Below are 13,267 nucleotides of genomic sequence, written 5' to 3' on the forward strand. Positions count from 1 at the left end.
GATCACGCTGCGGAAACAGCTGGCTGGAATCGCCGGCTACTACGGTGCCAACGCTTCAATGAGGCCGCAGCGATCACGCTGCGGAAACATTGTCACCTGAGCGACCTGGATCGCCCGCCCAATGGCTTCAATGAGGCCGCAGCGATCACGCTGCGGAAACTCCAGCCGACCATGGAAGAGCTGGAGAACGCGATCAAGCTTCAATGAGGCCGCAGCGATCACGCTGCGGAAACCCTTTCGAGCGCAGATCCTTGACTCTCTTTGACCAGGGCTTCAATGAGGCCGCAGCGATCACGCTGCGGAAACGACAAGCTGGGAGAAATCTGCGGCGAGTACCTGCGGCTTCAATGAGGCCGCAGCGATCACGCTGCGGAAACGCGCGGGTACGAGAACAACACGAACAGCACCGACGGGCTTCAATGAGGCCGCAGCGATCACGCTGCGGAAACCTCTTTGCCAAGTATGAGGCCGAGGAGCTGCCAAAGCTTCAATGAGGCCGCAGCGATCACGCTGCGGAAACGGCAAAGGCGGCGGTAAGAGCAAGGGCGGCGGAGGGCTTCAATGAGGCCGCAGCGATCACGCTGCGGAAACGGAGCACTGCGACGGCGGGACCGCGCTGCTCAAGCAGCTTCAATGAGGCCGCAGCGATCACGCTGCGGAAACGGCTGGCGCACTCGGTGCTGTCTACGCGCCCTACGCTTCAATGAGGCCGCAGCGATCACGCTGCGGAAACTACACGGGCGACCCATCGCGATACCACGCGTGCACGCTTCAATGAGGCCGCAGCGATCACGCTGCGGAAACGACAGCGGGGTCGATCGTTCGACGTAGTTCTGCGCGGTGCTTCAATGAGGCCGCAGCGATCACGCTGCGGAAACCGATGTAGGCCCACACATCGGCAACTGTCCAGAAAGGCTTCAATGAGGCCGCAGCGATCACGCTGCGGAAACTTGTCCGAGCATCTGGGCTGCGAGCTTGTACTGCGAGCTTCAATGAGGCCGCAGCGATCACGCTGCGGAAACTGTCCGCATGCAACACCGCAAATAGCCTCGCGATTCAGCGAGGTTTGCGAGCGGTACAGTCAGGACCAGGAACGATGCATAACGCGGGAACCGGAGTCCGGATTCAATCAAATGGTCCATATTTTCAAAGAGCTGGGAGTTGCGAGCGCTCCCCGGGATTTCCAGCATCACTGCAGCGCTCGCGTGGCGCGGCAAATCAAACGATGACGGGTTCGCGAACGACGGGCTCGAAATCCTTGCCCAAGCTTACCACTCTCGGGACTACGCGATCCGCGGGGCCAACATCGACGAACAGGATATGGTCTTCGTCGTGATGGATCATGCCATCGAGCAGCGCGACCAGTTCTGCATGTCGTTGTCGGCTCAACCGACATTGAAAGACCGACAGCTGCAGCCATTCACCATAGCCATTCATTACGTTGAATACGCGGCGCCAGCGCTTCTGATTGCCGATGTCGTAGGTAACGACATAGAGGTGTTCTTCTTTCATGGTCAGCGGGTCGTGAAGTTCGGATATTCCGGAATCTCGCCGAGCAGATGCCTGCTGAGCAATCGAGCCTGCAACTCCAGTAGCCGTCGGTAGCTCAGCTTGTAGCCGAAGAGCGGATGCGTCACCTCCTGACCCATGCGACGCTCGAACGTGCCGATGAATCGCTTGCGACCGTCATCCGTCAGCGCGACGCTGCCAGCCACGCTGATGAAATCCGACGGTCGCACCTCGCCATTGTTGATCGCCTGGATGACGCTTGAATCTGCGATCAGTGGGCGGAATGGTTCCATCATGTCCAGCGACAAGGCAGGCCGACCATAGCGCGGCTGGTGATAGAAACCGCGATATGGATCGAACCCTACCGCCGTCAGCGCGACGGTCCATGAGCGCACGAGCAGCGAGTAAGCGTAGGACAGCAAGGCATTCACGGGATCGGTAGGTGGTCGACGGTTGCGTTTCTCGAAATCGAAGCGCAGGGAATCATCGTCACCCCGGCTGATCATCTGCGAGAAGTTTCCGAAGTATCGAGCCGCGGCCTGCCCTTCCGTGCCAAGCAACTCGCCGAGATTCTGCGCGCGCAGAACACCGCGTTGATCCTGCTGAAATCCGTCGATGATCTGTTCCGGAATGACCCCGTTCTTCCAGTTTCTCCGCAGCAGTGTTTTCTGGTTCTGGATCTTCGCCGCGACGACGCCTTTGGCGAGACGCAGACACGCTTGTGCGTCGAAGCTCGCGCGATACTGTGCTGTGCGGATCTCGACGTTCTTGTGGCCGGTACCGATCGTGTGGCCCATGAACCAGCCGCCGAAGGAATGCCAGGAGATCGGTATTTCCCGACTCATCAGCTCCTGCAGTGTCGGCGTCGTTACATACACCTGGCCGAGAATGGCGAGCTGCGATACATCGACGAGGCGCACTGTCTGCACCGGCTTGTCTTCGATGGAGATTTCGAGTGTTTCGCCCTTCTTGGCCACCTTGGCACCGCGCGCCTGCACATACAACGGCAACGCCTCGTCACGACTGGCTGCCAACGGACGCGGCGATACGTCCTGTCGATGCAGCGAGTTCACTTCGTCGGGCAAGCAGATGCCTACGAGCGAACAACGCGGACACTTGGGACTGTCTTCGAGCGGCCGTGGAATCTGCCCGCCCGCGGCAACGAGCCGCAATCCGTCAATCGCATTGTGCGTCAGCGCACGCAGCTCCTCATCGAATGGCACACGCACCCGCTCACGGCTTTCCGCGAAATACAGCACGCCCTCCTCGCAGACATAGCCGTGCTCTTCGAGGATCAATCCCTGCACGCACAACTGCACGCGCTCCGGATCGTAGGCGCCGCGAGGTACGTGCGGACGCTTGCCGCGTTTGTAATCGACTGGCGTGACGCGATTGCCTTCGGCTTCGATCAGATCCATTTTCGCGATCAGGCCGAGTCGGTTCGATGAGAGCGTGATCGAGCGCGCGTGAAACCGTTCGTCGCTCTCTTCCGTCGCGGCAGGCAGATCGCCGCCCGGCTTGTCGACGCGGCGATGAACGTAGCGTCCTTCGACCGTATCGGAAGACTCGGCCCATTCGCCCTGCACCCATTCCAGATAGGCGAGCCGCGGGCAGTACTGGTACTCGTTGACCATTCGCGCCGGCAGCAACGGCTGATCGCCGCTGAGCTCCGGGAACGGGAGCGGCAGTTCCTGCTGCGGAGGGGCATCTTCCGCCATCGCACGAATCCTGTGTTTCCGTGGCTGGGGTCAGGATCGCGCCGGGTAGTCTCAGGATCTGAGACTCATGGCGGAATTCCGCGGCCGGGAACGGCAGCAGGAGCGAGAATCTGGGAAGCAGTTCACGTCGGCCGATGGGACGACTGCCGAATTGCGCGAGAAGCTGGTCGAAATCGAAGACAGCGCACGGGCTGGAAGCATCCGCCCCGAAGACGAGTCAGTCTCGCCGCATCAAAGCGGAAACAGATCGCTCACACGCACTGTGATGCCCTGGAACTCGATGATCTGATGCCCGGCATATTGGGTACATGTCAGGTATCGGTCCGCTACCAACTCCCGGCACACGTGGATCGCTCGCTTCTCGATATCCACAACCCAGGTCTCGCGGACTCCCGCACGTGCATAGAGCGGAACCTTCGCTTCCAGATCGAAGCGCAACGTCGAATCCGCCACCTCGACCACCAGCAGAGCATCCGCAGGACGCGGGTGTGCACGAAAGTACTTATCGTCGCGGTTCTTCAGCACCGAGATATCCGGCTGTGGAACAGTCAGGTCATCGAGGACGAGTGGATTCTGCATCGACACGATGCAGTCCAGCAGTGACCTGCTGAGCAAGGTCGAAAGTGCATTGACCACTGCCGCATGCGCACTTCCGATGGGCGCCATTTCGACGATCTCTCCATCCATGAGCTCCAGTCGCGCGCCCGGTGCAAACACGCCCGCCTCCCCCATCCGGACGTACTCGTCAGACGAGATCGCATGCCGCTGCGGGTATTCCTTGGTTGCGCTCATGAATCGATGGTACTACCGCATTGGCCGGCATGACCACTGCGGGAACGTATGCACATTACGGCGGATGCGGTATTGCGGTCGTTTTCAGAGAAATGGAGCGGGCAGCGCGTCACCACTTGCTGCCTGCTCTACGCTGCCGAATTGCGTGAGAACGTCGAGCGCTCGATAGGATTTCGTCGTCGGAAACGTCAGGCGGCTGAATGCCGCCGTCGTTCGCTACGGAAAGCAGAGCCTCCTGACTTACGTCACAACAACATCTTTCCTGAATCGACGAATACGCCTCGCTCAGGCCACACGGGGCATAAGGCTTCGACGACAGCCATCAGCTCGTCGAGTGTTCGAAAGGGATCGTCGTCCGGGGCGACAGGCGGCTGTATGCCACCGTCGTTGGCGAACGGTTGATCAATCGAGTTGGGCAAGGATTTCATCGAGCAGGGACTCCCTGTTAAAGAGCTGGAGGTACTGACGGACCTCCGCGAGATCGAGCGTGTTGCGATTCACACGCAGAAGTGCACGGATGTCCTCGAGATCCTGCGTCCGGCGTGAGTCGTTGACCAGCCCCTGCAGCTTGAAGCCGATCAACCCTTCCGCACTGATCACGCGCAGGGATCCCAGTGACGTCGTCAGTTCCCTCGCATTCTTCAGCAACCGCAATGCGATCGGCCGACTGGCATACAGAAAATCCAGCCGTTCCCTGTGGCGTGCATAGTTGCCGGCACTGGAATCGCGATGCAAGCACCGGTAACCCAGTTGCACCAGCTGCGTATCAATCTCATCCGCCCTCTCGAGCGGCACCAGCAGATCCACCCCCTGCGTGGCACGGACCACATTGTGAGAAGCCATGGCGAAGCCGCCGATCAATGCGCACGGCACACCGGCTCTGCTCAACATTGCGGTGATTTCTGCAATCTGCCTACCGAGACCGGATACTGCTGCCATTTCGCTTACATGAGTGAGCGATGATTCGGGTCGGAGCTGAAGATCACGACGCCGATGCGCGCTCTCGATGGCGACGTTCAGGCGCCGATGGACGCCATCCAGTGACGCCAACGAGTTGAGCGTCCATCATGGGACATCCTCATCCCGCAACATGCGCAGGGCGCAAAACGGCGTACCCCTGACCGAACTCGAAGCGCTCGGATTCGAAAACGGCCTCGATACCCGACCGCTTCCTGCCGGAACTGATCCAGCCTCGATGCCCCACTTGAAGCAGGGTTTTCAGATCACCGAGCGCTATCGGACTCGAGAAAACAGGCCACGAGTACATCTGTGTCTTCTGTCGGCGATAGAAACCGACGGTGTGAGCACGCCCCTCCTGACAGAGACTCGGCATCAGTGGCATTGCCCATAAGGAGAGAAGTACTGCTCCCGCCACGCATGAGGGCTTCTCTGACGTTGGAGCCCGACTGCGCAGCGCGTATAGCCGTTCCGTGTTCGGATCCCATCCCAAACTGTGCGCCCGAACTTGATAGCGCCAGGGGCCGAAGATCGCTTCGCGGATGATTGCCTCGGGTGATTTCCGCGCTTGAGCGAGTATCTCTCGCAAGCCGCCTAGAAATGACTGCTGCCCAGACACCATGTAGAACGCCGAAGGCTTTATCAAACCTTTTTGAGCGTCCGTCGCGCCATCCGCGACCAGCGCACTCATCATGTCCATCCGGGCTCTGCGGCCGTCGGCGATTGCCCCTCGCAGCAAGTCCCGATAGGCAGCAGGCTGGACGCGTGCATCATCAGCCCAATCCATCGCCGAGGTGAGTTCTTCTGAGTTGATCCAGTCGACGAGCATCTCGATCAACGTGTCTTCGCCGCTGATTGAGTCAGATCCGATTCGAGCAATCCAATCATCCTGCATTTCGAAGTGGAGTCTTGCTGTCGAATCCTTGTCGCTGATTAGCCGCAACAGGCCGAAGCTCGCGAGCGCGCCCAGCGGGTGAGAGCCCAGCAGTCCATTGAGTGCGATTGAGTTCATCCCGGCCCCCTCTTCTCCAGTTCTTCGGCGGACTGAAGCCAATCCGCGAGACGCAGGATTGACTCGAGGTAAGCGAGCCCCCACGGCCCATATCGCTGGTTGAGTCGCCAGAACAATGAAGACCACCCAACCCGCAGTGATCCCAGTGCCGCCGAGCCATCGAATGAGTAGCTCTGCTCTGCAATCTGGATGTCGAATGCCGTCCCTTCGTCCTCACGATCTGGCATCAACGCACGTCCGCGCCCGTGGTGCACGCCGATAAGATACCGAACGAGTTCGTGATCCTGCGCGTTTCCCACTAGTTCCGGAAACCTGTCGATAAACGCAACGGAATAGGCTTCATGTCGCTCGGCCGATTCCTTACGGCCAAGGCGGGAACCCCGCAACCCTTTTGCCAATATGACTCCTGGTAGCGTGTCGTCATCTCCGGAACGCAACATCTGCTGAAAGCGCGGGTCAGCTTTCCCAATATCATGAAGCTGACCAGCTCGTTCGAGGTGCTCGACGTGTTGCACTTCCAACGACAGCGCCTGCGCCAGCGATCGTGCACGTTCTGCCACACCGGCGTTGTGCTCGTGAAGTGCGACAGGGACTGTTCTGCTTGATGAGATGTCCTCGTCGGATATGTCACCGATTTGAACTCGACTTTGGGTGAGAACCAACGCAAACAGCGAACCGCTGGGATCAACAATCGTGTCGACCACTGGTTTCGCTGCGATCCACTCCAGCTCTGGCGGTAACGTCGGGCCGATTGATTCGATCAGGGCTTCCAGCATCTCCCGAAGCGGAGCCTCCCGATCCTTCTCTTCCGAAAGTTGTCGCCAGATCTCACCCGCAGTTTCGGCATCAATCCCGAGTTGCTCAATCCAGTGTTGGGTGACTACAGCCAGCACGGACTTCTGCAATGCAGCTCGCGCGGATGCACTCAGATCTGAGACCGGGCGTGTATCGGCCGGCGCGAAACCGAATGCGTCGCATCCACCAAAAACGCTTGGCGCGACGATCGTGTCCCCCGGTTTGATATCCCGTGGGAACGCCCTTCCCCATCGGCCTCTGGCACGTCGCAGAACCCAGCGAGGACCCATCTCGTTCTCGTCCGAAGCAACTTCCGATGCGCCTTCGATGTCTGCGAGATCCGCTTCGTCTTTGGCGTTCTCCGACAACCACGATCGAACGCTTGCAAGTGGCAGCGACATGGATTCCAGGCTGGTCGGAGGATTCAGATTGAGCAACGCTTCAGCGACACTCAGTCGCGATTCGTCCAGGAGTGAACCCCCACTCAAAGGCAGGCCTGCACGCCAGACAACTTGCACATCCGGTGCACCAGCCCCCAGACCATGCAACAGCGCGGGGACGTCGGGACTGTACATCGGCACGGGAGATGTCTGACATAGCAGATCCATGTGCAGCGGCGTCAATGTGAGCTGTTCCCGAATGGGTGATGACAATGCGCTCAGATCTGCACGATGGGTCAGTTGCTCCATCGACTCGATGGAGAAATCCACCCGCCGCACTCCATCGCGCAAAGAAGCAACGTCCGTAAGCCATGACCACGTCTTCGAGAGTGCCGACCCATACACCGGATCATCCTCGCTCTCGCCGCCACCGACGATCACGGCCTGTGCCCTTCGGAATTTCCCGAGCCGATCGACTCGGCCGAATCGCTGTCTCAGTGCATCCAGAGCAGAGCACTCGGTCACTAGACCCTGAAAATCCAGATCCGCACCGACTTCGATAGTCTGCGTGGCGACGACAATTACGCCTCTCTTACGCCCGCCGACCCGATTGACTCCAACCCGATCGAGAAGTCGCTTGGCGACCACGTCTCGATCAAGAGGGCGGCTTCTGCCTATCATGAGTTCTATGTCGAAGGTGGTTGCAATTTTGTCGGCGGCCAGTAGGTCATACAGCGCACGCGCAATCTTCACGCGATTGACGACAACGGCAACGGCCGGCACCGGTGAATCGATAGAGAGAGAGAGTGTGAGCGTCTCGCTGAACAGCGTTTTCAGCCGATCCGAGAACTTGTTCCCTGCGTCAATCAAACGCGCGGGCTTAGAAGCCGTACGTCGTTCATTCAAGTACTGATTGGCGAGATCCTGGGCGTCCAGCTGGAATTTTCTTCCAGTGTTTCTGGCTGTTGCACTTAAAGGAACCAGGCGCAGCGGCTGTATGGACCCCAGCGGATGCTCCGCCTGCTGCTGACGGGCACGGATCGCAGCGACGGTATCCATGAACGGCTGGCTGAGATGCGCTTCATCGACCAGTAGCAACGAGTCATATCCGAGAAGGCCAGCGTGGATAGGGTACGAGTAGGGACTCATACCGAATCCACGGAACAGCAACCGAGACCCAACTTGGTCCACCGTTGAAGTAATGATCATCGGCTGCGCAGGGTTCAATGCGAATCCTCGTTCGCGAGGCATTCCGCCCCGCAGCTTTTCGCAAACCAATGGTTGTTTTCCGCCGAGCCTCATCAATGCTGTTGCGATTCGTCGAATCGCCTCTGTTCGCGGATTCTCCAGGTTGGATCGGAGCACTTCCGCGCGATCGGCCGCTGCGTCAACGATGATACGGCGATCAACGACAAAGGCGATGCGTCGAGCTGCACACCACGGCTCGCCATGAGCCGCGCACCACGCGAGGTGGAACATCGCAATATCTATGCACGCAGTCTTGCCGCTGGCGGTGGGCAGGTCGACAAGGTCCGGCCACGTATGATCAGTGACTAGCTTCTGTGCCAGACGGGCTTGCCACGGCAGGGGGGCGTAGCCATGGATGTCCGTGAAGAATTCAACGAAGTTGAGTTCGCTCATGGCTTTGACTTCCCGAGCGGCATGAACAGACCCAATCCGCAGAAGCGGCCAGCCCCGAGGATGACAGGACCTTTGATCCCGCGTTCGAAGCGGATCACCGCGTGCTGCCGGAGCCTGTTGTCGACTTGCTTCGAGCGGCCGTGAAACTCATTGGCGCGCGGCACCCCGCTTATTGCTGAGACGGCGCTTATCATCACCTCCAGGGGCTTGGGCAAGCCGATCCTTTCACATGCTGCGGCGATGATCTCTGCAGCCGTAGGTCCTTTACTCTTTGGATAGCGATCGAAGACTACAGGTGTGACTGTGGCCCATGTATCGGCGACCTGCGTGTACTTGCTGAAGTTGAGGGACTTCAATCCGTCGTTGGATTCCCAATCTACATGGGCAACAGCGATCGAACCGAGTGGCCCGAGGTGTAATTGCCATGTTTGCGTCAGAGCGGCACTCAACCGGTGCCGAATCGGCTCGTCAGCATCCGATGGCAGAACGAACGCGGCACCCTTCAGCGAACCGTCTGAGTGCCGAGAGTTCACGAATGGCAGCGGCACGATGGATAGATGAGGCTTCCTGCTCATGTTCCCCTTATCGTCATGCCCACTGAGCACTTCAGGAGATGGACCCAGTTTCGCCAGTACGGCGTTCCGCATGTGCTGCATCAGTGGCAACGTCGAATCCAGTCCAAGACGCGGCCCTCCGGCGAAGGCCACGACAATCGCGTCCCGCGAGAAGACATTCGGAGTGACGACGTCCGGTGGCTCGTATGACTGAAATCTACCGAGCGGCGGCTGAACGCTTTCGTCTTCTTCGCGAAGCGAATGTACAGAGACCAGGCGGTCGAATCGTCCAGCACCGGGGACGCGCAGCGAGAAACTTCCTTCTTCGTCCGGGCAAAGAGTCGGCAAGACTGCCTGCGCGCGCAAACACGCCCGCACAGGCGATGAACTGTGACCAAGATAGGTTATGTTCTCGACCAGCCCGCTCAAAGCATCGCGATGATCTTCGAACCCAGATGCCACCGGCCATTGAAACGTAACGACAGGGTCGTTCGGTACAACGGTGGGGAAGAACCGCTCCTGGCGATTTCGCCGATCCAACACATGTCGGAAATCGCTTCGTCCCTTCTCCGCTTTGACAGCCTCGTCGTTAACGGGAACGAAGTAGCTGGGCGACGTGCGCAATGAAGGGAGGAGATCCACCTTGATCTCTGGCGCGGGCAGACGCTCGAGCCATCTCAAGGCACGTTCAAAAGCCTCTCCTCCGTCCAACTCACCATGAGCAGCAACCAGCGCTGAGAACAGTCGTTGCGGATGTGGCGGCCACTCGGCCTGCGTCCGGTCCTCCCATTGACTGAGCGTTACGCGGCCCATGAGGAACTCCACCTCGATGGTCAGCATGACTCAGCCTCCAAGCGACTGAACTTGGCGACTTTTCTTGATCAGATCGATGAGTTTCGGCTGCGGGCTCAGAGGAACAGGCGCAGCATTCCATGGCAATCCCGCTTTTCTCGCCGCGGCGATTGCATCCTTGTAAGCAGATATCGCCGTTGTGCTGTCGATCTTGAGTGCCGATGACGAGCCATCGGCGCCTACGATTTCCAGCTCCTGCATACCATCTGCAACCAGACCACAACGTGACCGCAGCCAGTAACCGCGCTCCCGGCCTACGGTGATGGCAACGAGCGCCAAGGCGGCAAGCACAGCCCGGGCTATCTCGTCTGTCCCGGATTTTCCGTCGACCGGGAAGCGCAAACGCCGTAGCGCTGTCAACGACAGCACGGTCGTCTGCAATGCGTGATCAACGGTGACTCCGCCTTTCAATGACATCCGCTGTGACTGGATCACTCCGTCGGCATCCACTGTTTCGCGGGTTCCAGATTCGACTTTCAGCAACACATTGCCGTGATTGATCTCGGATGGACGCGTACCCTTCGCCCGCTCCTTTTTTCCACCTGAGGCCTTACCTACCACAGACCAGTCGCCCTCTTGATCAATGGCGATTTCCACATTCGAACTGATACCCAGCGGGTCTTGTCGCACGCCACCCTGGGTCGCGCCCCATTCAGCGTTGATGCCGACGATTTCACTAGTAACACTACGCGCAAACTTGTTGCCGAGCCCGCCCGCGGCTCCCGTCGAATCCCAGCAACCAAACAACAACGCTGAAGGAGAACTTGCAAAAAGGGCGGTTGCGTTCCTGATGTTGCATGCAGTGAGCTGCTTATAGAGCTCGGACTTGAAGAATGGCTTCCCGTCTTTCGAATTGCTGTCGCGAAGAATGGCGTCAAACACCCGATGCGGGGCAGCAAGCGTGCTGATCTCCCCAAGATCACTCAGATCGTCGGTGAAATTCACAACCAGATGTGGCAGCTCGATCGACCCAGCCGATACCAGTTCCGCCAGTGACTCTTCAAGCCGATTGGCTTGAGAGGCGACGGAATCGAGGAGCACGCAAGGAACGTTCTTCCCATCGATTCGCCGTTGCTCCCAGCAGTACATGCCTCCTGCGAAGGTTGGCGGGAAAATCTTGTCGCCCGAGCCGCCTTCGGGAAGAAGGCGCTGGCGCAGTCGGATTGCTGAGGAGGTTTTGACGATCTCTTGCAGGTTCATAGTTGGTGTCCGTTGTGATGAGCCACTGTTTGCTAAGAGGTCCTAAGCTCAAGGCTGATCGAGGACAGCCGCGGGGCTGCCCTCGATCAATGAGGCCGCGGCCGTGTCGCCGCGGAAATAACGCGAGGCAGATCCAAATGCCTGTCAAAAGCACACACAGTTGCGGCGTCCGGCCAGGCTGCAGCGAACGCACGCATGTACTTCAGGTTGCGCGGTGAAAAGCCGCGCTGATCGGGGAATGCCTTGGCCAAGTCATGCGAGAGCCGATCGATGGCCTTTGCGCCCCATCCCGCCTGATCGTGGTGCGCCAGGGTCGTCTTGCCGATATCGCAGTACAGCTGAACCGATATTGGTCGAGAATGCGCGCGTGCCGCGCGCACATTCCACGCTGCTGCAGCAGCCAGGACAGCGGCAATCACAGTGACAAGGATCGTGTCCATTTCCTCCCCCGCTCCCTCATTCAAAGCCAGGAACTATGGCTATTGAATCCGCTGGGAGTCTCAAATCGTGATATCGAAATCGTTCTTTTTGTTCCCGATCTCAGCGACTCTGTCGGTTGCACTGTAGACATCGCATCGGTCCGCGGTCCACTGTCGATTCTTTGAACAGTCGAATGCCGCGAGCGGGGAATCGCGGCTGCCGCGGAACGGGCGCCTATCGGTATCGCTGGAGCGTGCGATTCAGCTGGTCGAGAACCTGCTCGCGCAATGCGGGCGGCTCCATGACTTCGACTTCGGGGCCGTGGCGCAGGATATCCATCACGAGCTCGCGTGGATCACCATACGGAATGCGCAACTCGTAACTGCCGTCATCGAGATGCTGCCCCTGCTGTCGTGGATGCCACTGCTCTTCGGCCACCCAGCGGGCGCGTTCGCCGGAGAAACGCAGCACCGCAATCTTGTCCGCCTGGCCGCCGAAGATGCCGTAGGCGCTGGCGTAGTGCGTATCGAGCTGGACTGCATCCAGATCGAGTGCTCGCGCTTCGAGCACGACGCAGCGGCCAATGCGGTCGATGGAGAAACTTCGCAGCGCATCGCGGCTCTCGTCCCACGCATCCAGGTACCAGCTTTCGCGGTAGTGGGTCAGGCGTTGCGGCGAAACGGTTCGTTCGGTGCGTTCGTCCGAACCGCGCGCGTGATATTCGATCCAGAGCTTGCGTCGCTGCAGTGTGGCGGAAGCCGCGACCTGAAATGCCGCACCGACAGTACGCGTGGCAACGGCAGGGAAACGCAGGCGGTCAGCCGCCTCGCCAAGATGGAGACGGTGGTGACGCGACAGTTCCTCCAGTCGTTTCGCCAGCGGCGCGATGTGTTCTTCGAGCAGGCCGCTGCCCATGTCCTGCAGCAACCGGTTCACGACCGCCAGCGCCTGCAGTTCGATCGGCGAGAACCAGAGACCGGGGAGTTGATAGACATCGCCCGCGCTGGAAGGCGCGTAGCGATACCCGTGCATCGTGGACTCGATGGGAGCATTCAGATGCGTGCGCATGGTGGCGATGACGCGATGAAGCGTGGGCTTCGAGCACTCGAGCCGCGCCATGAGATCTTCGAGTGGAATCGCGGTGCGGCGCGCGGCGAGAATCGTGTGGAGCTGGAAGATGCGGTCGAACTTGTCCATGTCACCGCCGCCTGTTCATGGTTACGTGTCTTTAGCGAGACAGCATTTCTTGTATTTCTTGCCGCTGCCGCAGGGACAGGGATCGTTGCGTCCTACTTTAGGCGTGTCGCGCACGTAGGGCAGTTCCGGCAGCCACTCATCGTCGAATGGCGGGTCGAGAAATTCCTCGTTGGCGTCGTCGGCCCAGCGCTCCTGTCGCGTCGCGATGGCATCCGGCGAATAGAATGCCCACGGATCGGC

General features: G+C 59.3%; 11 protein-coding genes, 1 pseudogene and 1 CRISPR repeat array. All 12 genes and pseudogenes read right to left on the reverse strand.

Annotation, left to right across the window (positions count from 1 at the left end; all coding sequences use genetic code 11):
- Positions 1-52: 52 nt before the first annotated feature.
- Positions 53-1,022: a CRISPR direct-repeat array (repeat unit 36 nt; unit sequence GCTTCAATGAGGCCGCAGCGATCACGCTGCGGAAAC).
- Positions 1,023-1,218: 196 nt separating this feature from the next.
- Positions 1,219-1,512: a CRISPR-associated endonuclease Cas2 gene (gene cas2 / locus VIZ63_RS13240; RefSeq protein ID WP_331610127.1), complete on the reverse strand. Its 294-nt coding sequence runs from the start codon at positions 1,510-1,512 to the stop codon at positions 1,219-1,221.
- A gap of 2 nt (positions 1,513-1,514) precedes the next feature.
- The gene (cas4g/cas1g, locus tag VIZ63_RS13245; RefSeq protein ID WP_331610128.1) at positions 1,515-3,227 is read right to left on the reverse strand and encodes a CRISPR-associated endonuclease Cas4g/Cas1g; all 1,713 of its coding nucleotides are present in this window, start codon (positions 3,225-3,227) and stop codon (positions 1,515-1,517) included.
- 231 nt (positions 3,228-3,458) lie between these two features.
- Positions 3,459-4,019 (reverse strand): Uma2 family endonuclease, encoded by a 561-nt coding sequence (locus VIZ63_RS13250; protein WP_331610129.1) that lies wholly within the window; start codon positions 4,017-4,019, stop codon positions 3,459-3,461.
- A gap of 245 nt (positions 4,020-4,264) precedes the next feature.
- Entirely contained in the window at positions 4,265-4,447 is a 183-nt protein-coding gene (locus VIZ63_RS13255; RefSeq protein WP_331610130.1) for a hypothetical protein, read from the reverse strand.
- Positions 4,422-4,910, reverse strand: coding sequence for a hypothetical protein (locus VIZ63_RS13260; protein WP_331610131.1), 489 nt, complete (start codon positions 4,908-4,910; stop codon positions 4,422-4,424). Before VIZ63_RS13260 ends, VIZ63_RS13255 begins: the two co-directional genes overlap by 26 nt.
- Positions 4,911-5,097: 187 nt before the next feature.
- Positions 5,098-5,988: a type I-G CRISPR-associated protein, Cas3-extension family gene (locus VIZ63_RS13265; protein WP_331610132.1), complete on the reverse strand. Its 891-nt coding sequence runs from the start codon at positions 5,986-5,988 to the stop codon at positions 5,098-5,100.
- Positions 5,985-8,804, reverse strand: a complete 2,820-nt coding sequence (cas3g, locus tag VIZ63_RS13270; RefSeq protein WP_331610133.1) for a type I-G CRISPR-associated helicase/endonuclease Cas3g — start codon at positions 8,802-8,804, stop codon at positions 5,985-5,987. The genes VIZ63_RS13265 and cas3g overlap by 4 nt, the downstream gene beginning before the upstream one ends.
- Complete coding sequence (gene csb2 / locus VIZ63_RS13275) at positions 8,801-10,198, reverse strand: type I-G CRISPR-associated protein Csb2 (protein ID WP_331610134.1); 1,398 nt, start codon at positions 10,196-10,198, stop codon at positions 8,801-8,803. The genes cas3g and csb2 overlap by 4 nt, the downstream gene beginning before the upstream one ends.
- A 3-nt stretch (positions 10,199-10,201) precedes the next feature.
- The gene (cas7g, locus tag VIZ63_RS13280; protein ID WP_331610135.1) at positions 10,202-11,410 is read right to left on the reverse strand and encodes a type I-G CRISPR-associated RAMP protein Csb1/Cas7g; all 1,209 of its coding nucleotides are present in this window, start codon (positions 11,408-11,410) and stop codon (positions 10,202-10,204) included.
- Positions 11,411-11,496: 86 nt separating this feature from the next.
- On the reverse strand, positions 11,497-11,850 hold the full coding sequence (locus tag VIZ63_RS25640) for a DUF1016 N-terminal domain-containing protein (protein WP_414703797.1): 354 nt from the start codon (positions 11,848-11,850) through the stop codon (positions 11,497-11,499).
- Between the two features lie 214 nt (positions 11,851-12,064).
- Positions 12,065-13,027: a helix-turn-helix transcriptional regulator gene (locus tag VIZ63_RS13285; protein WP_331610136.1), complete on the reverse strand. Its 963-nt coding sequence runs from the start codon at positions 13,025-13,027 to the stop codon at positions 12,065-12,067.
- 21 nt (positions 13,028-13,048) lie between these two features.
- Positions 13,049-13,147, reverse strand: a pseudogene (locus VIZ63_RS25645) (SEC-C metal-binding domain-containing protein); the annotation flags it as partial.
- Positions 13,148-13,267: the final 120 nt, after the last annotated feature.

The sequence above is a fragment of the Povalibacter sp. genome (assembly GCF_036520495.1).
Taxonomy (GTDB): domain Bacteria; phylum Pseudomonadota; class Gammaproteobacteria; order Steroidobacterales; family Steroidobacteraceae; genus Steroidobacter.